Annotated in this window: 33 protein-coding genes and 3 pseudogenes; 3 read left to right on the top strand and 33 right to left on the bottom strand. The window is 26.1% G+C overall.

What is annotated here, in order from left to right:
- Positions 1-575: 575 nt before the first annotated feature.
- Positions 576-1,586 carry a hypothetical protein gene (locus tag ACTG45_RS21250; RefSeq protein ID WP_479918900.1) on the top strand — a complete coding sequence of 337 codons (1,011 nt, stop codon included), beginning with the start codon at positions 576-578 and terminating at the stop codon, positions 1,584-1,586.
- 6 nt (positions 1,587-1,592) lie between these two features.
- On the top strand, positions 1,593-2,150 hold the full coding sequence (locus ACTG45_RS21245; RefSeq protein WP_479920365.1) for a hypothetical protein: 558 nt from the start codon (positions 1,593-1,595) through the stop codon (positions 2,148-2,150).
- A gap of 60 nt (positions 2,151-2,210) precedes the next feature.
- Here ACTG45_RS21245 and ACTG45_RS21240 read toward each other — a convergent pair whose 3' ends face one another.
- From ACTG45_RS21240 to ACTG45_RS21080, 33 genes and pseudogenes are all read right to left on the bottom strand, one after another.
- The gene (locus ACTG45_RS21240; protein ID WP_479920364.1) at positions 2,211-2,960 is read right to left on the bottom strand and encodes an NERD domain-containing protein; all 750 of its coding nucleotides are present in this window, start codon (positions 2,958-2,960) and stop codon (positions 2,211-2,213) included.
- A 151-nt stretch (positions 2,961-3,111) separates the two neighbouring features.
- On the bottom strand, positions 3,112-4,527 hold the full coding sequence (locus ACTG45_RS21235) for a cell wall-binding repeat-containing protein (RefSeq protein WP_479920363.1): 1,416 nt from the start codon (positions 4,525-4,527) through the stop codon (positions 3,112-3,114).
- A 96-nt stretch (positions 4,528-4,623) separates the two neighbouring features.
- Positions 4,624-4,797: a hypothetical protein gene (locus tag ACTG45_RS21230; protein WP_479920362.1), complete on the bottom strand. Its 174-nt coding sequence runs from the start codon at positions 4,795-4,797 to the stop codon at positions 4,624-4,626.
- 156 nt (positions 4,798-4,953) lie between these two features.
- Positions 4,954-5,487: a dUTP diphosphatase gene (locus tag ACTG45_RS21225; protein ID WP_479920361.1), complete on the bottom strand. Its 534-nt coding sequence runs from the start codon at positions 5,485-5,487 to the stop codon at positions 4,954-4,956.
- A gap of 15 nt (positions 5,488-5,502) precedes the next feature.
- Positions 5,503-5,994: a crossover junction endodeoxyribonuclease RuvC gene (locus tag ACTG45_RS21220; protein WP_227866550.1), complete on the bottom strand. Its 492-nt coding sequence runs from the start codon at positions 5,992-5,994 to the stop codon at positions 5,503-5,505.
- Positions 5,985-6,566: a guanylate kinase gene (locus ACTG45_RS21215; RefSeq protein WP_479920360.1), complete on the bottom strand. Its 582-nt coding sequence runs from the start codon at positions 6,564-6,566 to the stop codon at positions 5,985-5,987. Before ACTG45_RS21215 ends, ACTG45_RS21220 begins: the two co-directional genes overlap by 10 nt.
- Positions 6,567-6,568: 2 nt before the next feature.
- Complete coding sequence (locus ACTG45_RS21210) at positions 6,569-6,883, bottom strand: hypothetical protein (RefSeq protein ID WP_021383081.1); 315 nt, start codon at positions 6,881-6,883, stop codon at positions 6,569-6,571.
- A 33-nt stretch (positions 6,884-6,916) separates the two neighbouring features.
- Complete coding sequence (locus ACTG45_RS21205) at positions 6,917-7,759, bottom strand: PD-(D/E)XK nuclease family protein (protein ID WP_479920359.1); 843 nt, start codon at positions 7,757-7,759, stop codon at positions 6,917-6,919.
- Positions 7,760-8,095 (bottom strand): hypothetical protein, encoded by a 336-nt coding sequence (locus ACTG45_RS21200; RefSeq protein ID WP_479920358.1) that lies wholly within the window; start codon positions 8,093-8,095, stop codon positions 7,760-7,762. It lies immediately after the preceding gene.
- On the bottom strand, positions 8,088-8,333 hold the full coding sequence (locus ACTG45_RS21195) for a hypothetical protein (protein ID WP_021383104.1): 246 nt from the start codon (positions 8,331-8,333) through the stop codon (positions 8,088-8,090). The genes ACTG45_RS21200 and ACTG45_RS21195 overlap by 8 nt, the downstream gene beginning before the upstream one ends.
- Before the next feature lie 33 nt (positions 8,334-8,366).
- A complete protein-coding gene (locus ACTG45_RS21190) occupies positions 8,367-9,428 on the bottom strand; it encodes a CHC2 zinc finger domain-containing protein (RefSeq protein ID WP_479920357.1) in 1,062 nt (353 codons plus the stop codon).
- Between the two features lie 9 nt (positions 9,429-9,437).
- The gene (locus ACTG45_RS21185; protein ID WP_479920356.1) at positions 9,438-11,012 is read right to left on the bottom strand and encodes a DnaB-like helicase C-terminal domain-containing protein; all 1,575 of its coding nucleotides are present in this window, start codon (positions 11,010-11,012) and stop codon (positions 9,438-9,440) included.
- Positions 11,012-11,545, bottom strand: coding sequence for a hypothetical protein (locus ACTG45_RS21180; protein ID WP_479920355.1), 534 nt, complete (start codon positions 11,543-11,545; stop codon positions 11,012-11,014). Before ACTG45_RS21180 ends, ACTG45_RS21185 begins: the two co-directional genes overlap by 1 nt.
- Before the next feature lie 63 nt (positions 11,546-11,608).
- Positions 11,609-12,166: an ERF family protein gene (locus tag ACTG45_RS21175; protein ID WP_167641153.1), complete on the bottom strand. Its 558-nt coding sequence runs from the start codon at positions 12,164-12,166 to the stop codon at positions 11,609-11,611.
- 37 nt (positions 12,167-12,203) lie between these two features.
- Entirely contained in the window at positions 12,204-13,097 is an 894-nt protein-coding gene (locus ACTG45_RS21170; protein ID WP_479920354.1) for a hypothetical protein, read from the bottom strand.
- A gap of 46 nt (positions 13,098-13,143) precedes the next feature.
- Positions 13,144-13,812, bottom strand: coding sequence for a hypothetical protein (locus ACTG45_RS21165; RefSeq protein ID WP_021383055.1), 669 nt, complete (start codon positions 13,810-13,812; stop codon positions 13,144-13,146).
- 11 nt (positions 13,813-13,823) lie between these two features.
- Positions 13,824-14,075, bottom strand: coding sequence for a hypothetical protein (locus ACTG45_RS21160; RefSeq protein ID WP_021383145.1), 252 nt, complete (start codon positions 14,073-14,075; stop codon positions 13,824-13,826).
- A gap of 51 nt (positions 14,076-14,126) precedes the next feature.
- Positions 14,127-14,384, bottom strand: a complete 258-nt coding sequence (locus ACTG45_RS21155) for a hypothetical protein (RefSeq protein WP_479920353.1) — start codon at positions 14,382-14,384, stop codon at positions 14,127-14,129.
- Between the two features lie 119 nt (positions 14,385-14,503).
- Positions 14,504-14,821 (bottom strand): hypothetical protein, encoded by a 318-nt coding sequence (locus ACTG45_RS21150; RefSeq protein ID WP_021383026.1) that lies wholly within the window; start codon positions 14,819-14,821, stop codon positions 14,504-14,506.
- Entirely contained in the window at positions 14,821-15,072 is a 252-nt protein-coding gene (locus ACTG45_RS21145; protein WP_479920352.1) for a hypothetical protein, read from the bottom strand. Before ACTG45_RS21145 ends, ACTG45_RS21150 begins: the two co-directional genes overlap by 1 nt.
- A 102-nt stretch (positions 15,073-15,174) precedes the next feature.
- Complete coding sequence (locus tag ACTG45_RS21140) at positions 15,175-18,246, bottom strand: PHP domain-containing protein (protein WP_479920351.1); 3,072 nt, start codon at positions 18,244-18,246, stop codon at positions 15,175-15,177.
- 56 nt (positions 18,247-18,302) lie between these two features.
- On the bottom strand, positions 18,303-18,434 hold the full coding sequence (locus tag ACTG45_RS21135) for a hypothetical protein (RefSeq protein WP_021383042.1): 132 nt from the start codon (positions 18,432-18,434) through the stop codon (positions 18,303-18,305).
- A gap of 34 nt (positions 18,435-18,468) precedes the next feature.
- Entirely contained in the window at positions 18,469-18,966 is a 498-nt protein-coding gene (nrdG, locus tag ACTG45_RS21130; RefSeq protein ID WP_021383028.1) for an anaerobic ribonucleoside-triphosphate reductase activating protein, read from the bottom strand.
- A 15-nt stretch (positions 18,967-18,981) separates the two neighbouring features.
- Positions 18,982-20,001: pseudogene (nrdD, locus tag ACTG45_RS21125) on the bottom strand (anaerobic ribonucleoside-triphosphate reductase); the annotation flags it as partial.
- A gap of 141 nt (positions 20,002-20,142) precedes the next feature.
- Entirely contained in the window at positions 20,143-20,841 is a 699-nt protein-coding gene (locus tag ACTG45_RS21120; protein WP_021383031.1) for a hypothetical protein, read from the bottom strand.
- 211 nt (positions 20,842-21,052) lie between these two features.
- Positions 21,053-21,301, bottom strand: a pseudogene (gene nrdD / locus ACTG45_RS21115) (anaerobic ribonucleoside-triphosphate reductase); the annotation flags it as partial.
- 206 nt (positions 21,302-21,507) lie between these two features.
- Positions 21,508-22,239 carry a GIY-YIG nuclease family protein gene (locus tag ACTG45_RS21110; RefSeq protein ID WP_479920350.1) on the bottom strand — a complete coding sequence of 244 codons (732 nt, stop codon included), beginning with the start codon at positions 22,237-22,239 and terminating at the stop codon, positions 21,508-21,510.
- A 113-nt stretch (positions 22,240-22,352) separates the two neighbouring features.
- Positions 22,353-23,207 (bottom strand): annotated as a pseudogene (gene nrdD / locus ACTG45_RS21105) (anaerobic ribonucleoside-triphosphate reductase); the annotation flags it as partial.
- A gap of 289 nt (positions 23,208-23,496) precedes the next feature.
- Positions 23,497-24,015 (bottom strand): hypothetical protein, encoded by a 519-nt coding sequence (locus tag ACTG45_RS21100; protein ID WP_021383058.1) that lies wholly within the window; start codon positions 24,013-24,015, stop codon positions 23,497-23,499.
- Between the two features lie 53 nt (positions 24,016-24,068).
- On the bottom strand, positions 24,069-24,476 hold the full coding sequence (locus tag ACTG45_RS21095) for a hypothetical protein (protein WP_021383054.1): 408 nt from the start codon (positions 24,474-24,476) through the stop codon (positions 24,069-24,071).
- Positions 24,477-24,694: 218 nt separating this feature from the next.
- Positions 24,695-24,931, bottom strand: coding sequence for a hypothetical protein (locus tag ACTG45_RS21090; protein WP_223153065.1), 237 nt, complete (start codon positions 24,929-24,931; stop codon positions 24,695-24,697).
- A gap of 37 nt (positions 24,932-24,968) precedes the next feature.
- Positions 24,969-25,193, bottom strand: a complete 225-nt coding sequence (locus ACTG45_RS21085; protein WP_021383150.1) for a hypothetical protein — start codon at positions 25,191-25,193, stop codon at positions 24,969-24,971.
- Between the two features lie 36 nt (positions 25,194-25,229).
- A complete protein-coding gene (locus ACTG45_RS21080) occupies positions 25,230-25,403 on the bottom strand; it encodes a hypothetical protein (RefSeq protein ID WP_021383053.1) in 174 nt (57 codons plus the stop codon).
- Positions 25,404-25,583: 180 nt separating this feature from the next.
- On the opposite strand from ACTG45_RS21080, the gene ACTG45_RS21075 reads away from it, so the two are divergent.
- Complete coding sequence (locus tag ACTG45_RS21075; RefSeq protein WP_044212557.1) at positions 25,584-25,937, top strand: helix-turn-helix domain-containing protein; 354 nt, start codon at positions 25,584-25,586, stop codon at positions 25,935-25,937.
- The last annotated feature ends 390 nt before the right edge of the window (positions 25,938-26,327 follow it).

Below are 26,327 nucleotides of genomic sequence, written 5' to 3'. Positions count from 1 at the left end.
CATCTTCCCTCCTATCGAAATTTATATATTTATTATATCATATAGACCCGGCAAAAAATAGTCATTTTAGCTGACTTTTAACTGACTTTTTTAATTATTTTATTTATATAATTATTGAAATTACTTAATTATAAAGAAATAAGACATAGAATGCATCATTCTATGCCTTATACTATTAGTTTGATACTTTTTTTAAATATCAAATGTAAGGCTCTCATTTTTTGAATATGTTAAATTATATGCACTAATTTTTACAATGGCTTAAAAACGAATATAGAAGCTCAATATTATCAGATTTAAAATATTATATTGATTATTTTAATTTGATAAATATAAATCATTGCATTAATTTATATTTATATATTATTTTTTTTATATGTTTCTTGCTTTAACTTTTTATGTTATACTACTCGTATAGAATGCATTTCTTAAATTATCACTCTTAAATCTATGGCTAGTCCTTTTATATAAATCATATTATCACTACAATATCATTTATAAAATCCTTTTGAGTTTTAGTTAGAATTTCAAGAATATTCTAACTTTAATTAAATATACATTGAGGGGGAAAACAAATGAAAAAAACTAAATCAAAGGTATTAAGTTTAACACTAGCAACTACTTTTCTTGTATCAACAACAGTAAATTCATATGCTGTATCTGCAAAATCTTCAGATATGGATATGAACACTGTTGCAGATGTACTTACTGCATCAGAGGAATACAGTAATGTATTAAAAGATATTGGTATCTCAGTTGGTGAATTAAAAGATTTGACACCTAAAGGAAGTAATTTCATACAAAAATGTAATTCATATTTAGAAAAAAATATGGACGTCCCTAAGACTTATAGTGAAGAACCCATTAAACATACGACTAATGCAAGTCAATTATCATATGCAATGTCAGCAGCTAGAAAAAATCAAGAAGTAGGAGCACCAAAGTATAATGATGAGGTAGTATACATGTATTTATCTCACTTTGTAGATTTTGAAGGAAATAATTATGAAGAAGGTTTATGTACATATATAACTAAATATGACAGAGAAGCTTATGACAGATATTTAAGCAGAGGTTCTGCTTTTAGAAGTGCTAATTCTATGCGTTCTGTTATAACAAATTTAATAGCATTAAAAGGTGACTTACCTTCATTATATACAACACTTGCTAAAGAAAAAGCTTCAGTGGTTAAAACAACAACTGATATAATATCATTTGGTATAGATGTGAAATCTGTAAAATCTATGGTTGAAAATGACATGTTTGTATTTTTCAAAGATGCCTATTCTAAACATGATACACCTGAAGCTATAATTGAAGATGTACAAGGTAGTATGAAAATAAAATATAAAGACTACAATGAACAAATAGGATATATGGTGCTTGGATTAGTGTTCTCAGCACTAACATTTACTCCTCCAGTTATGGCGATGTTAGCAGAAGTAAACTTATATAGCATGGTTATTAAAGACATATTTGATAAGGCTAATTATGCTGCACTACAATACTCTAGAAGTGCAAGAAAAGCAGAAAGATTTAACTTATGGATGGAAGAGAATGGAATGTATATGGAGAAAAAAGCATAAATACTTATGTATTGTAAAAACTGTAATTTAGAATTTGATGATACTACAACTATATGTCCTAAATGTAAATCCATCTTAAAACCTGATGAAAATATATCTCAAAGAAATTTAAAAAGTAAAATTAATGAATTTAAATTAAATAAAAAAATTAGACAAGGAAACATATTGTCAACCATAACTATTTTAACAGTAGCAATTCATGTATTTATAGACCTTTTTATGCAAATAAAAATTGAAAATTATTATGATACTTCAAACCGTTATTGCCCTTTTGCAATATCAAGTTTGGTACTAGTACTTTCATTAAAAAGAGGAGAAAAAAGACATAGCTTTAAAAAGAACTTACTATTTATAGTTATTATGATATTAATATCTATCTTTGGAACTATTTATTTTTCAGCACCTCTTGTAAATAGAATTTTTAACGGAAATTATTTGTTTAAAGAGTATTGGACTATATATGGAATCGGAAATTTTATAATAATTTTAGAATGTATATTAATTATTTTTGATGACAGTTATTATTTAGCCCATATTAATAAAAAAGAAAATCCCAACAAATAATAAAATAAGACTTTATTCTAATTAGAGTGAAGTCTTATTTTATTTCAATATATAAATGTATTATTTTCTAGTATATTTGCATTTTGGAAATTCACTACAACCCCAAAATTCACCATACTGTCCTTTCCTTTTTGTCAGGTTCCCTTTTTGACATCTTGGACATTTATCTTCCTCAGTAATATTTTTTAAATTTCTAACATGCTCTCTAGTGTTTTGATTAATAGCTTTCATACAATCAAAAATTTTATCTCTGATTATTTTTATCTCCTCTCTATTAATAGTCATATCTTTGTATTTACTTATTGTACTTAATATTTCACTTTCATTTATGACTATAACATTATTGCCATTTATAGTTACATTTTTTAAAGTAGCTTTGTCTGAAAAAACAATTATTGAATATATATTATATTCATCTCCTATTATGTTTTCTATTGCTTTGATATGAGCATAGTTTTGTCTTACTGGATTATAGAATGTATTTTTAGCCTTTCCTACAATTTGAGTCCATACTTTATCTTTATCATTTCCATAAATATAGCCACTAAAATTTTTACATTCTATAACAAATATTCCATATACAGAAATTGCAATACTATCAATTTGTGTGGTTTTATTTGAGCCTGGTATAATAATATCTTTAATTACTATGTAATCCTTGTCTAATTTGCTAAGTATAAAATCTAATCTAAGTTCTCCAAATCCACCCTTTACTTGTATCTTAGTATCCTTCACAATATCACTGACTTCCTTTACAGTTTGACTAATTTCTTCTGACATAAATACTTTTTCAAATATTTCCTTAAACATCCTCACCATCTACCTTTCGACATATACTTTAATTATAGCAGCTATATATGCCTTAAGTGATAGTGTTAAACTAATTTATATTATTTAAAAAGTTACTTAAGCAAATATATAGAAAAAATCAACTACTCTAATAAGCAGTTGATTAATTGGATTATTCAGTATACGTATATTCTGATATTTCACCTGTATAAATGTTTACTAAATATGGTTTATAACCACCTGCATTATGTTCCATACCATTCATATCTATATATGTATTAAATGGACGAACATATATTTGCGTATTATTTTCCATATACTGAGCTTCTATATGGTTTGGTAAAAATCCATGTTCTTTCATAAATAAGTCTCTTACTAAATCTTCAGCATTTTTGAATGATACCACTTTTTCAATATGTAAATCTTCATATAAAAGTTTAAACTCTGATATATTATTTTTATTTATACATAGACGTTCAGAATATTCTTGACCATCAGATACATAACTAAAAACATAATAATAATTATTTCCATATTTATAATTATCATCAACTAGGTATGCTCCATCGTATGGTATATTATTTATATCATCAATTTCATAACATTTATACCATTTTTTTGCTAATACTTCCGCTTCTTCAAGTCTAGTTTTTTTAACTACACCTGTGTTAATATCTCCAATTCCATTAGTAATATTTAAACATTCTTCAACTAAATCTTGTCCTACCTCTCCAAAAGTTGTAATTTTAGTTGCATTTTTTAAAATTGATTTATTGCTATTATTATCAACTATAACTACAGGATTTTTTAAAGAAGATGCTAAAAGTGCATTAGTTAAATTTTTAGAATTAGCTACATAAAATTCTTTAACCCCACTGTAAAATTTATTTATTATTTTTTTATTTGTATCAAATCTATCACTTCCACCTAATCTAGTAGCATTTGTATTTTTAACTACTTCATCATTTATTGATGCAGTACCACCAATAGCATATGTTTTTACTCCACTAGTTGAAAATGGAACATTCTTACCATCTGTTAATATTATTGCTGCTTTATCTCTTGCTGCTACTGAAGCTATACTTATTGCATCTGGCTCTCCTTTATATGCATTTGTCAACATAACAGTACTAACTTTTTGTTTAGAATTTATTTCTCTCGCAACATTATAACTTGTATCTATTCTGTCTTTCCCTTCTATTCTTATTACCTTAAATCCTTTAGATATAAGCATGTCCTCTACCGATTTATTTATAGATTTTACCCCACCTATTAAATAAACTTTTTTTATTTTATTTAGTCTATTCATTGTTGCATCTGGAATACTATCATCTTCAGATAAAAGAATTGGTGCATTTAATACTCCAGATAATCCACTTGAACTTAATCCATCTGCTATAGAGTCACTTAGATTAACAAGTATAGCAGTATCATAATTTTGTTTATCTGCTATTAAACCTGCTGTTTCATAAACTGAAGATATAGAAAATTCTTCAACTGAATCAAGTGCATAAGATTGTTTTGGAGAACTAACTATTAACATTGTTATAAATAACCCCACTGATAATAATTTTTTTGGTAATTTCATTATAATATCCCCCTCATTTGTTTAAATTAACCTTTATCTAAATAGTAGTACATAAATACAAAAAAGTCATCTAAATTAATAGATGACTCAATTATTTTATGCTACTTTTTCAATATATTTTTCATTAATTACATAAGTCTTAAACTTATATACTACTATAATATCCTGCATGTTCTCTAGTGTCATTATAACTCTAACACATTTATTCCTAATTTCTTTTGGTAATTCTAAGTCATTTATTAAATTTACATAATCATCATATCTGTACATTTAATATTCCTCCCAAAGTCAGTCTAGCATATATTATAGTACTCTAACTTCACTTTTTCAATAGAAAATCTTAATCCTGTATAGATATTTTCTAAATGATATAAAGTATGACACTTGTCATCATAGTAATAATTATATTTTTCCAATATTATATATTTATTCATATTTCTTTATACCAGTACTTCCAAATCCATCATTTCCTCTTTCAGAAATGTTCAATTCATCTACAACTTTTAAAATAGCTCTTGGTACTTGTTGAAATACACCTTGAGCTAATTTAGTATGTTTAGGAATTAAAATATCAAATTGTTCTTCATTATATGTAATTATTTTAATTTCACCTCTATAGCCTGAATCCACTGTACCAAATCTTATGGTTGGATATACTCTATTATTTTCTCCTTCATTGAAAATAATAATATCGTTTTTTATTTTATTTCCAGTACAAGATACTTTCTCATCTTTTATATATTCTATACCATTTAAACTTATGCCACTTCTTGGTCTAACTTGCATTTCATATCCATATGGAATTTCTAGTGCTATACCTGTAGAAATTGCTACTGCTGATTTAGCATAAATTATTGTATCTTCTATCGTATATAAATCAATACCACTATCACCATTTTTTGCATAAGATGGGACTATTGAATTTTGACTTAATTTTTTTATTTTGATATTTATACTCATCAATTACTTCTCCTTTTATTTAAAATTTATTTTATTTAAATAAGCTATTCCAAGAGCTATAGCATCATATATATCGCTTGTCTTTACCTTACAATTCCTATCAATGTATTCTCCAACATCAATTATATTTTTTCTTATATATGTAGCCACTTCTTCTTTTTTAGCCTTACCATTATTCATAAGATATTTTCTAATAGAAACTGGATACATATATTCAATCTCTATATTATTTAATTTAACAGTTCTCATTATTGCTCCTAAGAGTTTTCTTAAACTAAGAATTGTTTTAGAATTTCTGGAAGTGAATTGGTCTTCAACTAAGACTATTTGAATATTATAAGTTATAATTAACTCTTGAATAGTATTACAGATATAGCACATTCGCTCATCTTCAGACTTGAATTTATCCTTTTTGGTTGTTATTTTTCCATATTCTAATACTTTTTTATTTCTATTTATAACTGCCCATCCAGTTGAGGACATGGATACATCTAAGGCTAAAACCATTCGATTCCCTCTTTCATATGTATTTTAACTTGCTCTACTGCATTAATTAGGTTAGTATTGTTTGGTATTGCAATATAATTTTCATTATTTAGAAAGTCTTTAAATTTAAATTTATCATCTTTTAATCTTCTCTCAATTTCCTTAAAATTATCACCTCTACTAATAAGCCTTTTTCTTAATGCAATTTCATCTGTATTTATAAAAAATGGTGCTAACTTAGTTTTTGTTCCCATAAAATATTTTTCTAGTGCCTTATATCCACTTGCATCTACTATAGTCAAAGCATATTTTTTATTCTTTAATTCAGACTTATGTATACCATATAACCAAGTGCTGCCATCATGAACTATATATTTTCTCATTTCAATAAAGTTACTTTTTTCTTCCTTAAAGAAATTATTATCTACAAAATGATATGCTTTATTGATGATTTCTAAGTAATTACGAGGAGGTCTTGTTGTATGTGATATTAGAATTGGAATATTGAATTGCTTTGAGATTTCACTTACTATACTGTCTTTGCCTGAACCTGAATATCCTAAAAATACAAACATATTTTTTAATTTTTTCATATTTATAGTTCTACCTTACATTCAAACACATTAGGATTATCAATAATCACTTGATGAAGCCCTTTACTTAATACATCTACTAAATATTCCTCATCTTCACTCTCTATACATCTATCTCTAAATATACAATGAAATAGCTCATGTAAAAATGTAGCTTCTTTTACTCTTTGTGATTGTAGATTATTAGATAACTTTATTGTTTCAGTTCCATAATCTGCTAATCCATAACATAATTGATTGTTTACTAGAATAGGCTCTTCAGTCTCCTCTATTTTATAAAACAATCCCCCTACTTTTACTTCTTTTGGTATATTCATTGAGTACTCTCCAATCTTATTAAAATTCATATTTTATTGTGATTTAGATTTTCTAAAACCTTTATTTACATTATATTTGCAACCTTTTCCATAATGAGAACATAGGGTTTTACAAAAAAACTGATTACTTTTGTCATCGTTTTTGCACCAAACACTCTCATCGTTGAAATCTAGCTGTTTTATCTGTTTAACTGTATCAGTAACAAAGGCAATTAATTGTTGTTCTAATGCTTTAGTATATTTAATTTTCACTATAGCTCTTTCGTAATTTCTTATATTATCAATCTTATTTCTTTCAATTAATACTCCTTTTTCATTTTTAATGTACTTGCACATATCAAAGGCTACATATTCAATTATTTTATCTGGATATTTTTCTTTAAGATACATTGCGTATAAGATAAGCTGCATTGATTTTTTATGTAAGTCTTTTTTAGAAAATTTACTACTGGATTTGTAATCTATAACATAAACTTTATTACCTATTATATAATATAAATCTATGTATCCCCTCATTGTAATTCCATTAATATAATACTCAAAGTATTCTTCTATACAGTATTTATCACACTCAATTGGTACAAAATATTCTAGATAATGTAAGATACATTCTAAATAATTAATTCTTGAATTTGGTGTAGGAAAGTTGTAATCCATTAGATTTGCATATTCTATAACTTCATTATATTTTTGAATAGCTTCTTGATTTGTCATTTTTCTTTGTTGTAATTCTTCTAGTAATCTATGTAATTCATTACCATAATAACCATAGCAATTTTGTTCTCGATCTAAATTTTTAATATATGTAAGATAATATTGAAATGGACATGTATAGAATGTATTTAATTTACTAAAACTATATAATTCTCTAGACATCTATTTTACCTTTCTAGTTTCCTTTTCTATCTGACTTTTAATTTCTTTATATAATTCATCAGATATGCTAGCATTTATATCTATACTTTCTTCTTTTATAGCTTCTTTGAACTTATTTATAAATTTATTAGTTATATCAAATCCTGCCAACATCATAGAAAAGAAAATCCCCACAGAAATTATTATTTTCATTACATTTTCAAATATACAATATGAATTTAAGTAATATTCAATATTGACATTTTTTGCAAAATATACATTACAAATAAAATTAAGAATTAAAAAAAGAGTTAATAAATACAATGCCCTATACTTATTATTAATCATACTATTCATTTTTATCACTTATCCTTCCAATTGACTTTAACTCCCAAGAATATATCATTATTTCAGATGCTTTATATCTCTTACTTGTATCTAATTTAATGAATAGTTCTTCTACATCCTTAATTTTTCCTGTACAACATTTCATTTTTTCATCTTCATCCAACTTATACTCTATTTTTACTAAATCACCTGTATATAATATCTCACCATTTTTTAATAATATTTCTTGCCTAACTTCTTGTATCATATAATCATCTCCTATTAATATAATTTGCTATTTTCATTTACTAATAAAGTTATCTATATCAATCCTACTCTTTAATAATTTTTCAAATATATATTTTCCCAAATCACTAGGACTATCTTTATAATCCAATATATTATCTTCATCCCAAATTACACTTATTTTCATCACATCCCTAATATCTTGAACTAACTTATATATCTTAGCTCTCCATGCAATATATTCTTCATCTCCTTTAATTTTAAATTGCCTATCAAAAGCTATGATTAATTCTTCAATACCTAAATCTATTAACATCTTTTTTTGCTCTCTACTAAAATTACTTCCACATATAGCTACAGAAGGATTATTTTTATAAATAGTTGCCATCTGCAATACTGATTTTTCACCTTCAAATACTATTACTTTTTTAGCTTGTTTAATAGCTTGTTTATTTATATTTAGCCCATACAAGTTAAGACTTAACCTATGATTATAGCACTTATTGTCATACCATAATGGAATATATTTACCAAAACTTTTAGCTTTATCTTCATCTAAATTTCTAACTCTAATACCAATTGGTCTACCTTTGTCATGCCAACAGAAATGTGGAATTACTATTTGATTTTCATATGGATTATAATGTATTTGATATGTTTTAAGAACCTCAAAAGATATGTTTTCATTTTCCCACTCTTCGATTGGGACTTGTTGAAAAGTTTTATATATATATGGCTTTTTAGGGGTAGGAAGTAATTCTATTTGTATATCTCTAATATTATCTATTTGTTTTACTTTTTTCCTTATTCTAAATCCTTTTCTTAGCATTGGTTGATTTGAAATACCAAAGAAATCTTTTATTTCATTAATAGCGTCTTTAAATTCATATTTATTTATATGTATCAATAAATCTATTAAGCTACCTATATGACCACAAGAACTATAGCAATGAAATGTTTTGCTTTCTGTATAATAAAATAATTTATATGAATCACCATTATGACATAAACAAGTATTAAATATTAACTGTCTATCATTGCTTTTAGGAGATAAGTCCGAACCTAAATATTCCATAAAACTTATCACCTCTTCATTAGTCAAATCCTTTATTTCCATAGTCATCACCTAGTATGACAATTGTCCTCTATAGACTTTTTCACACCTTCCTATTTCTTCAAATCTACCAGTCTTACCATAAAATCTTAGTAGAATCACATCTCCATCTTGACCTCTTCTTGACTTATTTAAAAATAATAATCTGTATTCTTTTTGTAAATCTTTTATATCAAACTGAATATACTCTCTTTCAGTAGTCTTTTTTAGCTTATTATATTTTAGTCTATATGGTTTTAAAAAGAATTTTTTATTATTTGAATCTAATTCTAAATCATTAACTACTTTTCTCATAAGCATTAATAATCCACACACATTCTTTACCGCTTTAGCTTCTGCTAAATCTGAAGCTGATAAGTAAGAACTTTTATTCTCTTGAGCCGTTACTAATTGCATAGATAGAAGTGTTATTACATTGTATTTATTTCCAAAGTTATCTAGTAATTTGGAGTTTTCTATTAACCTTCCTGTATAATTTGCATCTGATGAATTTTCTGACTTGAATGTATCAACTGCTATTACAGTAAATCCCTCATGTGCTACAAGTTCTTTACTTTTTCTTAATATCTCAGATATCTCAAACTCTTCCATATATATAAATTTTAAACTTTCTTCAAATCCTCTGTCTTTTAAGAACATTTCTATCTTTTCCATAAGCTCTTCTTCAAACTCTGTGAAGTCTCCATTGTCAATTTTATTTCTATCTAAATCATGATAATTAAATATGTTGTATGCTATAAATGACACTAACATACTTTTAAAATATTGAGATTTTTGTTCATTCGCAAATATAACTACTTTTTCACCCTGATATATCATAGCTAATATATAATTAAAGAACAATAATGTAGTTTTTCCTATTCCTGAAAATCCAGATATTATATTTATACCCCCACCTTTACCAAGTCCATTAGTTCTATTTGATAATATTGGTAAACTATATATATACTTAAGTTCTTCATTATAACTTAACCCTATTTCTTTTTCATTATATTCAAAGATGATATTATAAGACGTTCCTGCTTCAGTTTTTTGTTTTAATTTTTCTCTATCATCTTTGGTAAGTAAAAGATTTTCTACCTTCATATTATTTTTTATGGAATTTACACTACATGAAGATATTAGCCCCTCATAAAATTCTTCAACTTCTCTACAACTCATAGGTTGGAATAATTCAAATGGAATAAATTTTAATTCATTATGATCCATCTCTTTTGTTATATTAAAACCTCTTTTATCTAAAGCAATTAATAGATTATTTTTAGCTAAATCATCAATATATGCTGATATATTAGTTTCTTTTCCATACTCCATAGCAGATGATAAGCTATTCCAACCACCATATTTTTCATATTCAGATTTAAGTTTATTTGAAGATATAAATTTAGCTACACTCGCTTCATCAAGCTCACTATGAGTTTTAGACATTGTTCTTCCTAATGAGAAAAAGAATTTTACTTTATCTATTATGAAGTCATTTTCACTAATTTTATATTCACTAAAAAGAGTTAATGATTTTAGCATTGTTCCTAAAACTAAAGTTTCTATAATACCTCTATCCTTTGTTATTTTTTCATATGCACTCATTAAGTCACCTCTTTAATTTTTTCAAATAGACTTTTTCTTTTATTAGTAAGTACCTTTTTCGGAGCAATTACTTCATAATATTTTTCACTTTCTTTGTATATCTTTTCATTTTCTCTTTCATCTTTTATTTGCTTATTTCTAATTGTTATATCTCTAATACAACCTTTTAATATAGTAAATACATAGCATAATTTAGGATATTCTTCTTCTATATCTTTTCTGTAGTTAAGCAATTCTATGATTTCATCTTTTTTTTCAAGCATACAGTCATATAATTCTTCTCTTGTATAACCACTTTTTATTATCTCTTGTAACATCTTATTTTTTTGATTACTTATAACTGTATAGCCGATAATATAATCTATACCAAGCTGACATTGTTTCCAGAAATATATGTCCTGCTGTTCTTCTCTATATTCCTGTTCATTACAGTAATATCTATTCTGCTTATTTCCACCAGATGTAATATGTTCTACTTTATAAGCATCTTTTGTATCTAATTTTTTCTTACAAACCTTACACTTACAATTCAAACTTTCCCCTCCTTATGCTATGTATTTATTGCTACCTCATTTAAGAGGTAGCATTTTTTTTACTTACACTCTACTTTTCTTAACTGTTGTATTTTCTTCTTCAGATTTGCCTTTTGATTTGTTTGTTAGAGAATTACCATCATCGTCTTCCTCAAATGATAATGCTAGTACTGATTGAACTGCATATCTTCTTAAGTAAGTTTCTAATGCCCCTCTAGCTTGTATATCATTAGTCTTAGCTGGTTTAAATGGTGCAGAATTTGATTCTATGTATTCTCCTGATGAATGTTTAAGTTTAGTTTTTATATAGACTTTATCATTACCTGCATCTTCTGCTGACTGCATTAGTATTAAATCATGTTTTGCTAATAATGGATTTACTACTTTAAGAATTGTATCCAGATTTGCATATTTAGACCTAAAAAATGGATTTGTATTGTCTTTTTGAATTGACTCTATCTCTAAATGGAAAGCTATTAATGCTTTTGTTATTTCAATTTGGCTATCACTTTCTTTTAATCCTTCAATCTTATCTGAATATAAATTTGATATATTCTTTTTTATTTCCTCATTCACTACTTTTTTAATATCATCCATAATTGTAGTTTCTTTATTTTCCATTCAATCTCTCCTTTTAATAGTTTATTTAATTTATAATTTAGAATGGTACATCATCATCACTTATTTCAACTGTCTTACCATTTTTATCAATATCTCTTTGTTTTTCTTTTTCATCTTTTTCTTTTATTTTTTCTTTCATTGCTTCTATGTTTTTATCTGTAAATGGATAATTTTTATCGCTTAATATTTCATCTCTTTCTTTCAAAGGTTCGTCTCCACCTTCTATTTCTAAAAATGTAAAAGCACTTTTTTTGATTCTTGAACCGAAGCCAGCCGATTTACTTGTAATTATAGATTTTACTGTACCTTCAAGAAGACCAACATCTCCCACCTTATATAAACTTTTAAATCCTTCTATCATATCTTTGTTATGTATTCTAAATGTCAGATTGCAACCTTGCTTACCATACTTATTAATTAGACCCTTAATCTCTAAGTACTCACCTAAGTCATCTTTTTTTTCTTCTATATTTTCAATTAATGTATATACTCTCCAAACTTGACTTGCCTTTATTGGTTTTACTATTTCTCCCTTGTCATCAAGTGGATTACCTTTGTCATCATATTTTTCTCTGTTGCAAAAAGTTCCTGATATCTGGAATCTCTCTTTCTTTTCACCATCTTTATAGTATAAGTTATTATCTAATGAACAAACACATCTAACTATATCTCCTTTTCCATTTTCTGCTCTAGTTTTTATTTCATTAGCGATTGTCTCTATCCCTAAAAACATTTGATTTGGTGAGCCATCTGACTTAAACATTGATGTAAAGTAGTCTACATTCACTGATTCATTTGGTGCCGTTTCAACTTTTAAAGTAAATCTTATTACTTCTTGGCCAGTTCCTTCATTCATTCTAGCTATATTTAATATATCTAAAACTTCTCCTGATACAAATACTTGATTATAGTTTATTCTTTTTTCTGCCATTCACACTTCTCCTTTATATTTAAAATTTAATTGCTAACAAAACTTATTACATCATTAAGTCTTTATATTTTGGTAATGTTTTAAAAAAATCACATAAGAATCTCCATTCTTCCATTTTATGATTTTCTCTTTGACTTATCATAGATTTTATTTGTAGATAATTTAATGTAACTCTTGCAGTTAACATTAAACCAGATGGACAATTTGATATTATTATTTTCCAAAGATTTTCTTTTGTGGCTTCGACTTTTTCTCCATTTCTGAGAATAATATTATTAGAGTTATTCAATTTCAATTCTTCAAAGTTATTATACTCATGAATTAACTCACTTAGAAAACTTATTGTATTTTTATCAACATATTTATTACACATATCATTAAGATTAAATTTAGATAATCTATGCATTTTACTTTGACTTGAAACATAATCGTTATGATGATATCTGTCCCATTGTCTCCACATATATTCTGACCATTGTAAATCCATTTGGACTATTATCCCTTTAGAAAAGCAATCATGACCTGAACCTTGTTTTGATTTGCCTAATTGATTTGCTCGTTTTAAATCTTTTTCTGAAATGTTTACTTTTTTCATATCTATTACCTGTTGTTCATACATCGGATAACCACTTGCAATTATACTTTCTTTAATTCCATAAACATACACGTTTGAAACATCAATAATTCCTGGCATTTTTATTCCACTTACATTCAATTTATCAACTCCTAACTTTCTACTATAATATAGCCTTCTTTGTAATGTCTTCCCATATTGTTCACCCTTTTATAATACTTATAATTATTCTCTCCATCTAATCTTGGTACAAATACATCTATAGCATTAGAGTTGCTAAAATATTTGTTAGAGCCTCTATCTTTAACAAGTTTTAAATTTCCATCAACTAATATTTTAGTTCCAAATTTAAGATGATTATTGGCCACAAAACCATATTGTAAATTTTCTCCTGTAGCCGTCACAGCTCCATACTTACTATTTTCACAATTTAAAGAAGTATAATAACTTACTTCTCATGTCACAGGAATTAGTTTTTCTATTTTTATTCCTAGTTCTTTTTCTAAATTAATTCTTTTAATTTCTAATTTATATTCAGAACTATTCTTATATTTCTCCCATTCATTTTTATACATTAAATTAATATTCCTTGCTGTACCTGCCATAAGTTCCTTATTCATGTTATTATTAACAACATCTTCTGCATTGGCAAATACATGTATTGTACTACCAGCTATTAAAGCTCCTGTTATTAGCATGTTCTTACACCTCATAGATACCCCCTAATCATATTAAAATTATCATTTTAATTACTTTTTTATCCAACAATAATATCTTTTCTTTATTTTTACCTTCTCTATTTTATCTGTAGCTATATTGTATAATATACCTTCTAAGTTCTCAATAGTTTTTTTACATTTTTAGAATTTATATATTTCTCTTTTAACCCTTTATTATTTCTTATATTCATAATATCATTTATATACTGTATATCATTAGATATTCTCATCAAACTCGTAAGAAAATAAACAGAATAGCTTCTAGGAATTCTTCTCCTAATAACTAAATCTATAGCTGTTTTAGCAGCATTATAACTTTTTAAATGAGTATGACCTTCTTCAAATTTTTTATTTGTATTGTAGACAATATATCCAGTTTTAGATTTGATAATAATATATTCTTTTTTCTCATATATTTTATTTGTATCCATTATAAATCCTCGATTTTACGCCATATCATTTCTAACTTTCCATGTTTTCTATTTAATCTTCTTCTAATTTCATATGCAGATTTAATTTCTTCTTTTACATTTTGCCACTTCTCTAAAACTTCTTCACACTCCTTATTCTCTTTTTGCAAAAAGAGTATTTCTTCATTTAATTCATCAATTTTCATACTTAATTCTCTATTTTTTTCTAATAAATCATAGTGTCTTTGTTCATCTATAATTATTGAAATCACTACCTTTCACCTGCCTCTTATATGCCATTTTGAGATTGTAATGTACAAATATAAACAGTATTTTATACAAAGCCTTAGGAAGCCATATACGAGGTCATATTTTTAATTTTCTATTTTCCAATATTCTTGAATCCACCATTCTGTCTCTGTATGACTTTTAATCCATTTTCCATTTACTTTTTTACTTTTAGCTTTTTCTTTAGTTGATTTTAAATATATTAAATCATAAATGCCAATTTTATTATCCTCGAAAATAGCTTTATTTACTTTGAAAATTTTTGTATTACTTGAATTTATATTATACAATGTGACTTTAGGAGAGTATTTAGTATCTATATCTATTACTAAACAATATCTTGGATTTGAATTACTATCTTTTATGTCACACGAACCCACAAATTCAAAATAAGCTTGTATTTTTTCATTGATTGGTATATCAGTATTTTCAATTTGACTTTCGAGATATGAACATAATTTTTTTGTATCAACTTCTTTAAATATTTTTTCTGTTTCTTTATTAGAATATTTCCTCATAATTTCCATTTTGCATGGTAAACTATCTTTTTTAAATTGTTTTTTACTATATATTGAGTTATAGATATCATAAGTTTCTAAAAGTTTGTTGGACTTTCCAAATTCCTCAAATAAATCTAATTTAATTAGTATAGATAATTGTTTAGAGTTTATATGTCCTTGTAAGTCATTCAATAGCTCTAAAAATGAATCATATTTATTATCTTTAAGAGAATATAGATATTCTCCTATATCAGAATTTAAAAATTTAATGGATTCAATTCCCTTGTAAATACTATTTTTATCTCTATTAAAGAAGTATTCAGATTTTGAGAATCTAAATTTAGGATTTTCTAACTTAATACCAAAATACTTTATTTCATCTGTTAATTTTCTTGTTCTTTCTGTATCTTCATTATATAAGTTGAATGCTACAGTATAATATTCTAATGGATAATGTGACTTAAGGTATGCACAATATAAGCTGTCATATGCGTATGAAAGACTATGTGAAGCATTAAAGGAATACGAGGCGGCATCATTTACAACTTGCCATGTGTCCTCGAAATTATTTTCAGTTCTGACTTTTTTAATCCAGTTATTTTTTAGTTTAGTATGCAATTCTTTTAACTCTTTTTCTTTAAATTTCTTTTTTGCTATTTTCTTTATAATATCATAGCTCTCAGATTCCTCTATCCCTAACCATATTAGATACTTCATTATAGACTCTTGATACATAAGGTAATGGTAACTATCCTCTAATAATATATCTAGTTCTTTAACATTAGTTGTATATGGATTTCTATTAATAAAATTATCTAATAAAGATGCAAACCCTGGTCTAATACTAGCTACAAATGCACTTGTTTCAGCCACACTTGATATTTTGTATTTAGATGCTAGACTTGTAGCATAGTCTGAGTCTACTTGATTTATAGTACAAGTTAATTTATTCTTATATATCTCATAGGTTTTACTATCTAATAAACTATTCAGCTCTTCAATTGTAGGAATATTAATATTTGCCAATTCACAAGTTTTTCTAATTAGTGACCATACTTTAACTGTTAAATAATCATTTTTTAAGTACTTATATTTATCACAATAATATCCATCTATATTACAACATATGCCATCCTTAGTTTTTAATAGCCCTACTTCTTCATCTATTGGTTTATCATATATAAGCATAGAACAGGGTGAGAAGGAAATGCTTTCTACAACTCCTACAAATACCTTTGATTCCTTTATTATATCTCTCCAAGAATTATCATTTATATATTTATCTAGGTTTTTAGCCACTTCATCATACTCTGATAATTTCATATCATTTGCTTTACACCATAATCTAAATGCTGATGCATCTTGTAACGGCTTATAACTTATCATCCAAGCACAATTTTCTTCTCCCAGCAAGTCTCTAGTTGCTTGTATAAATGGTTCTGCATCTTCAGCATTTAAATCTATATCTGGTAAAGATTTTGCTAATAGTATTCTTTCAACACTCATAAATCTAGTAGGGAATAATGGTACTGGAGCATTTAATCTATCTATTTCAGTAAGCCCTAAAAGGTTAGTTATTATGAATGAAGGTGCTGAACCTCTCCCCGTTTTAGTAAGAAGACCATTATATTCTTGTTTGGCTCTTTGAACTATTTTATAATCTATAATAAAGTAATCCTCCATATGAGTTTTCTCTATAATATCAAATTCATATCTTATAGCATTTAAGTATTCATTCCATCTATTTTTAGGTATATTTTTTCTTTTCTTTAACCATTCTTTATTTAAAATTTCTTTTAGTTCTTTATTTGGATTTTTAGATATTGATGGCAATTTTATATCTTCATTTATCAGTGTGACTTCTTCGCATTCATCAAATATTAGAGTATTTTTTAATGCTATTTCAACTTCTTGCTTTGTTAATACATTTTGTTTTTCATATCTTTTAAATATATCATCTGAACTTGGATAATCTAAAATAAATCCATCTTCTTCAGGATAATTTATACCTTTAGCTTTAAGAAATTTAGTTCTATATTTTGATTCTTCTGGATAAATATAATGGCTATCATTGGCATGTATTATATCTATATTATATTTGTTACTTAACGCTAAAACATCTTTGTTATGTAAAGCTTGAGTTTTATGAGGGTGGGATTGCACTTCAAGAAAGAAATTACCTTTGAAATGGCTCTTTAGTTTTATTATTAGTTCTTCTCTATTTTCAAGTTTTAATACTCCAGCTACACATGCAGTAGTAATAACCACATCCTCTGGTTTAAATATCTCAAATAGTATCTTTTCATCTATTCTAGGTTTATAGTAATACCCATTTGTATTAGCTAAACTTAAAGCTTTATTTATTTGCTTATAGCCATTATTATTTTTAGCAATTATTATTAGATGATAATTTCCTCTATCTTTCTCATTTATATTATTTACATAGTAAAATTCTGCTCCAACAATCATTTTTAAATTGCTTTTATCACATAAAGTTTTTGCTTCATGTACATTTCCTTGATATCCATGTTCTGTTGTAAAATATGTAGTATGGCCAAGCTCTATTGCCCTATCTATATATTGTTGTGGCTTGGTAATTACATCTAAGGTTCTAATATTTGAGTATATTTTATGGCTATGATAATTATTATATCTCAATTAATCACCTCTACCTCAAAGTCTCTTTTAACAAATTCTATCTCCACTTAAATATTTTAATGTTTTTTATTCTTTTTCCATTCACTAAATCTTCTATTCATTTTGAAATTTTCAAATTCATAATCTAAAAATTTCTTTTTTTTGAATTGCTCCTTTAGAAATTTATTTGTGAATTCTTTTTTAGTCAAATCAATCACCTCCAAAGAGGGAAAGATATCCCTCTTATTTATATAATACTATCTGATTTTCTTTTAATGATTTTTGAACCTCTATAACTCTTTGATTTGATGAGCCTCTATATTTTAATGAAATGTCTCTTTTTGAAATGTCAAATTTACCATCTATTAAAACATCAATATAATCTAAAAATATTTTTCTTGATAGATCTCTTAATATTTCTTCAAACAAGTAACCTGACCAAAGCCAGATATTTTTATTCGTCTCTATTTTAACTCTTTTTAAAAAATCAATTAAATCATTATCCTTTATTTGTTGCAATGGTTCTCCACCTAATATATTTAAACCTACTATATTATCATTTTTTAGATATAAAATAATCTTATCTTCCACTTTATTAGACCATACATCTCCGTAATTAAAATCTTGTAAATCTTTATTAAAACATCCCTTACAATTATGGGTACATCCAGATACAAAGAGTGTTGTTCTTACTCCTGGTGCATTTGATACATCAAACTTTCTTATTTCAGCATATTTCATATTCATAACCCTTTCTTATAAATGAAGTACTCTGTCTCCTATTTCTTGAGTACGACCTTTATTCCAAAAGTTAGTTCCTATATAACCACAAGTCCTTCTCATAACCTGCATTTCAGTCTCATCTCTATTTCCGCATGATGGACAATACCAAGTTAAATTTTCATCTAGTTTTATTTCTCCAGTGTATCCACACTTATAACATATGTCTGGCTTTGTATTTATCTCTGCATATTGAATATTATGATATATGTAATTTATGATTTGTTCAACTGCTTCAAGATTTCTGCTCATATCAGGAACTTCCACATATGAAATACATCCCCCTGAACTTATACTATGAAACTGAGATTCAAATTTTAATTTACTAAAAGCATCTATTTCTTCACAAACATGAACATGATAACTATTTGTATAATATAATTTATCTGTTACATTTTTTATCTCACCAAACTTTTGTTTATCTATCCTGCAAAATCTATATACTAAATTTTCTGCGGGAGACCCATATAAACCAAATCCTAATTTAGTTTCCTCTTTCCATTCCTCACATTTATTTTTCATGTATTTCATAACATCTAATGCAAATTTTTCTCCTTCTTCTTCTGTATGACTTATACATAACATAGCTTGAACCATTTCATATATTCCTACATATCCAAGGCTTAAAGTTGAGTATCCATTTTCTAAAAGTCTATCTATCTTCTCTCCTTTTTCAAGTCTAGCTATAGCTCCGTGTTGCCAATGTATAGGTGATACATCTGAGAGTGTTCCTTTTAGCATGTTATGTCTAGTTAAAAGAGCTTCTTTGCACAATTCTAATCTTTGGTCTAATATCTTCCAAAATAAATCCATATTCTTATCAGCTACTATTGCAATTTGAGGTAAATTTAAAGATATTACACCTTGATTGAATCTTCCATACCATTTATAATTTTCATTTTTATCTTTATATGTGCTAAGATGACTTCTACAACCCATAGGTGGGAATGTATTTCCTTCATAATTAGTACGCATAATTTTAGCTGATTGATAATCCAAGTAATCCTATATTTCTATAGGCTCTGACTATATTATATTCTTATATTCTATTAACAAATATAAGAACCCTCGCACTTCCAGTCGGGATTTCCACCCATTTACCTGTACTCTACTTGCTTCTCCCCATAGATATTTCTTCTATGTTCTGCTTTCGATAGTCGATTGAGTTTTTATTGTATAAAATATCTTCCATGTATTTAAGTAAAGTCTATTTTCTTGAACTGATTGATATAATGAAGTTGATTTTCCTTCAAAATATTCGTTAGCTAATTGTACTAAAGAGTCACACTCTATTATTGTTTTATCAAATATATTAACAGCCATAACTGGATATATGTCATCTTTGTTTTTAGCATTTATATTCATAGGAACGAATCTAACATTCCCTATCTCATACCCTTTAGAATTATCTATCCTATCTATGCTAAGATTATTTTCTCCATATATTTTATATGATTGTTTATACTCTTCAAAGCAAAATCTAGCATATTCTGTATAGTCTTTAAATTTAAATTTACCATTATATCTTTCATAATCTTTTGAGTTTGGATTGCAGCATCTTTCTTTTGCATATCTATAAAAACTTCTAAACTGTCTAAGATTTTTATCCCCTATTTCTTCTCTTATAATATCATTATAATATTTAGAACAAGCCTCAGTATGTAATGTTTTACCTTCATTTAGCTGTCTTCTTATAGAATTCAATATATTAGTTTTTATAGCCCCACATTCACAACATTTATAAGTACATTCATATTCATCTATACTTATTATTTCAATTCCATACTCTTGATATTTTTCTTTTAAATCTTTATACATGGTCTTATTTTTTCTCACTTTAATATCCTCCAAACTATATTTTAGAAGATATATTACACAATAACTTACCACAGGATTAGCATATCTAATTTTAGACTTAGCTTTCCCTGTTAGCACAATCATTAGTCATCATTTACTATGACTACTATACGTTGATTGCACACCCTATGTTTATAGGTTCACGAGGTTATTCGAAATACATTTCTGTATTAAGTCCCAATTATCTCTTAGGAACTAACCTTTTGGTTGTGCATTCAGCAGCTAATTTTGTGATGTAGTCATATTTGCCACCTTCTAAACAATTATCCTCATCAAGAAGATAAACTAGTTTAGGGAAAGCCTCCCCTATTTCTTGTCCTTTGTAATTTTTCATTCCTTCTAATCTTTGTTTTATCATTTCCTCACAAATAAGAGCCATCTCTTCTTCGTATTCATTTCCACTTTCTACTTCAAGATAAATTGTTGCAAATGGTGCTTGCACACCCAAATTATATTTCTATAACCACAGACTATCTCTTTACCATATTAGTTAAACTAACTTAGGTAGATGGCACTTCCCATATAAGAATTTCACTTATATAGTACATTCTTCATAATCCCAAAAGGATTGTATGAATTAGTCGTTACACCTTCAAAGAAATTTCTTTCTAAGCTTGGCTCGGTATTGACATAGTTAAAATAGTTTTATAAATACTTCCATCTAAATCCTGCAAATTTCTTTCGTTGGCCTTTACAAACTTTATTTAAATTTCCACTTTTCTTTCCTTTATAAAAAATCTCTGCTTCTGCAACACTATTAAAAATTTCTCCAGTATCAATATTTTTTACAGGTATGTTTTTAATTCTACTTACTGAATTTGGCTCTATAATCTCTCCTTTAGCATCTAGATATCTATAAATATTATTGTTCGTTGAGCCTCTTGAACCCCTACATACTGCACAAATGTGAGATAAATTAATGTTCTCTTTTAATGCACAAAGACTAGCACTTTCATATATATTTCCAGTTGTAATATTTTTAACTCTTTTAGAGGTTTTATTAAGAACTCCTTTTTTCCCATACATATGATTTAATTTGCCCATTTGAGAATTTGATATTTTCATCTTAACATCTTCAGTCAAAAACGAATTTTTCCCTCCGCCTTTTAAATTATATCCATTTTGAGTAGTAAGACTTTTATATTTTTTTATATAATAACTTTCTCTTTCATTTAAATCTTCAATATTAGAGGCTACATATAAAATTTCCCACTTGAAATTTTCTTTTCCATACTTATTTATAGCATTAGAAAAAGCATACCTATATCCATACTTATAACTATTTTCATGTTGTCTTTTTCTTGTTTTTAAATCTAATATAGTTTGACCTATATATATTTTATTGTTTATCAAATTAGTAACTTTATATATTATCATAAAACACCTATCTTAACCTTAGTTTTCACCGATAGCAGCTTATTTAAGCCACACCCTGTATTTACAGGTTCACCACCTCATAATCTATAATGTTTCCACTATAGACGGCCAAGTCGACCATTCGTTGTCATCAAAGTTGAAAGCTGATATCTAATCGTTTGAACTCCTGCTTTTAAATCATCTAATTTTCTATCATCAGCCAATTCTTTAGCTAAATTTTCGTCTTTATATTTATCTAAATATTTCTTATAGTATTTATCATATGTTTTTCTTAGATAGGGTGCTAAATGCTTTACTGTGATACTCTGCCCACCATATTGATTACTAGCAACTTGAGCCATTATTTGAGTAGTTACAGTACAAGCAGTACTAAATGACTTTGGAGATTCTACTAATTTTTCATTTATTACTGTTCCATTATCTAACATATCTTGAATATTTATTAAGCAACAATTAAATATTGATTGTAATGTATAATCCATGTCATGCCAGTGTATAACTCCTTCATCATGAGCTTGAACTATATGAGGTGGTATCAATTTTCTTCTAGTTATATCTTTAGAAACCTCTCCAGCAATTAAATCTCTTTGAGTTGATGCGATTATTGAATTTTTATTTGAATTTTCTCTTAAAATATCCTCATTCGTCTTGCTTATTAAACCTAATATGCTTTCATCTGTTGTATTAATCTGTTTTTTGAACGATTGAACAGCTCTATAACCTTCATATGCTTTAGCTGTATCTTTTTGACCATAATGTATAAGTCTATCATATACAAAATCTTCTATTTGATGAATCGTAGGAATATTTTTCTTATTATTAAATTCAAATTCAGCATCATTTGCTATTAATTTTGAGATATCCTCTATGTAAATTCCACTTCCATTTTTCATTGCCTTTTCTATCGCAATCTGTATCTTTGTATTATCAAAAGGTACCTTGCTCCCATCCCTTTTAATTATTTCCATTAAATCACTCTCTTTCTAATATTTATTTTCAACCTTTAAATAATACCCTTTTTACATACATGTTATCAATAATATTCTGTTTCCATAAGTGGTAAATATTTGACTATATAAAAATTATATTATACTGGTAAGATTCTTTGAGTTGAAATTTGATATGTACTTGATTCTTTTCCTGTTGTAAACAATATAATTGCTAAAATAATACATAATGCTAAATAAATCACTTTTTTTATTATTTAATCCTCCTTACTTAAAAATTAATTTATAATATATCAATATACTGAACCATCTAAAAATTTATATCACTTTCCTTCAATATGTATTTATTAATTATTTTTATTATTGTAATCAGACCTTTATTAGTTATATCAATCTTAGTTGATATTGAGTTTTTATATGAAAAAATATGAAGTAAATGTTTATTTTCACTTTTATATATTGATATTTCTGTGTCATCTACATATTTTGTAAATTTATTTTTATTATAATTAAATCTACATATCCTTAAATAATCATCTATTTCTTTACTGATCATAAGTTCAGATTGTTTTATACACATATCTTTAAACTCATTTTTTACTCTGTCATTTTCTTTTTTTACAATTTCTTTATATCTATTTAAATCAATTTTTTGAAAAGCTATGTCTTTTATATAGTCTTCACATTTATCTATAAACCTCTTAAATATAGCTATTTTCATTGTTCCATTCACAAATGCAACTACTTCATTTCCTTCTTCTAGTTTTTTAATTTCTGTTCTAAAAATCATTTCCTCTTCATCTACACTAGCTACTATTATCATACTCATATATACACTCTCCCTTCCATTGCAAAATCTACTTTATTTTTTAATTAACATTTTTAATGTTCCTTTATTAAACCTGGCATAATTTTATTTACAGTTTTACAAGAAATCCCTAATTTAATTGTTTTTGTAGCTATACCAATTATAAATTCTTCAAGTTCTTTATTTTTTTCTAAAAATAATTGTATTGTTTTTATATCAACATCTCTTCCAGAATTATTTTCAGATAGATAATCAATCATATCATATATGCTATATATTTTTTTACACTCAATATTCCCTATTTTTTTAGATAGTTTCTTTTTAGATAGCCCAGTTAAAATACCTGCATCTAAAAGAAATTGTAAACAGGTTACAAACATACCATTATTTTTATTTTTTTCTAATATATTTATTTTTTCTTTTCTGCTTGATGTACTTTTTAGTTTTTTGAAGATGTTTTTTACAAATAATGCTTCTTGCATTTTTTCCTCCTTAAATCTACTGGGTATATTATTCGTCATATCATCTATTTTATTTATTTTTTTATTACTTGAAATTTTTATTTGTACATTTCTCCACATTTTTTACATTGATAAATAAATCCTATTTTCGTACTTAATTTAAATATATCTCCACCACATTCACATTTTTTTATTCTTATCATTTTCTTCTTCATATTTATACTCCTCAAAAGAAATTGTTAGCTAAATGTTGTATCTAATAATCTTGATACTTTTTTTATTTTCCAATCTACAGGCAATATTCCATTATCAATTAATTCTGATAGTAAGCAATTATATTCATCAATTTTTACCATATGTCCAATTGGACAGTTTTTGCAGTGCTTAGACTTGATACAAACATATTTTATAGTATTTAAAGCAACTATAGTATTTTTTATATCATCTTGTGTTAATTCTATTTCTTTATTATCCATTTTTCATCATTCCTTTAAATTTATTAAATTTTAATATTTACAAGGCTTCTACCGCTTCTTGAAATTTTAAATCTAATACATATTTTAATAACTCTTTATCATATTTATAATTTAAATACTCATCTATAGAGGCTGTATAAGCATTTTCTTTTTTATATTTTTTTATATACCATTTTTGAAATTTAATATAATCTTGCTCTGTGAGATATTCACTTGATAAGTTCAAAAGACTTCCTTTTTTATTTAATATTTCTCTGATCATATGATTCTCCTATTTTTGATATATTCATTTCATTTACTAATGAATCTTTTTATTCTGGCACTTAATCTTATTATACTTATGACATTCTATATTTTTTCTATTTGATATAATTTCCAAAGATAATTTATAAACCAAATTTTGATTTATATTTTTCAATTTTTTAAATAAAGACAACATTTTTATTAATTCTTTATGTTTTTCATCAACCATAACTCGCCTCTTCCTTGACTTTGTATATTTTTATATTTACTTTGTTATAATTACATTGTATATCTTATACTGTACAATGTCAATATATTTTATACTTTGTTTACCTAATACACTGAATATATTGACTTTGTCAATACCGAATTGTATAATTTAATTAATGGAGGTGATATATTGAACACAATGATATATAATCTAAAAAAATTAAGAAAAGAATTAGGATTATCACAAAAAGAATTTGGTGATAAATTAAAATTAACATCTGCGTCAATATCAAAACTTGAAAATGGAGAGAGAAATATCACTGAAAGACATATTTACCAAATATGTGAGGTTTTTAATGTAAATGAAGATTGGTTACGAAATGGAAATGGAAAAATATTTAAAAATATAGATGATATTGAATTAGCAGCAATGATGGGTAAGACATTTTCAAGTAATGATGAATTCTTGAAAAAAGTCTTTTTAACATTTGCAGAACTTACAGATGATGAAAGAGAAGTTGTACAAAAAATAATAAATAAACTAAGTAAATAGCCCTAGAAGGGCTATTTTATTTTAGATATAAAACTTTTAATTATGAGTAAAGAAGATAAATCCATTTTTTTGAGCATCTTAAGTATTTCTTCTGTAACTTGCTTTTTCATTAAATCCCCCCATATAATAAATAAAATAATTATAAAGTTAATACTTTTTACCCAATCATCTCCTCACTCTATTCCCATTTCAGGAACATTTGTTCTTAAAGAAACTAAAATCCCTCAGCATTTAGTAAAATTGAAGTTATCTGCATCTGAAATGAATATTTCATATATGTATTTTTTTAATAAATACCTACTCTATTAAAGTAGATTGCTTGATTAAATAATAAGATTTTTTTTAGAAAAGTTCAATACTAAAATCGCAAATGATAACAAAAAATACAAA

The organism is Clostridioides sp. LIBA-7602 (genome assembly GCF_056688945.1).
Note: the sequence above shows the minus strand (reverse complement) of the source record. Positions and strands in the feature narration are given on the sequence as shown.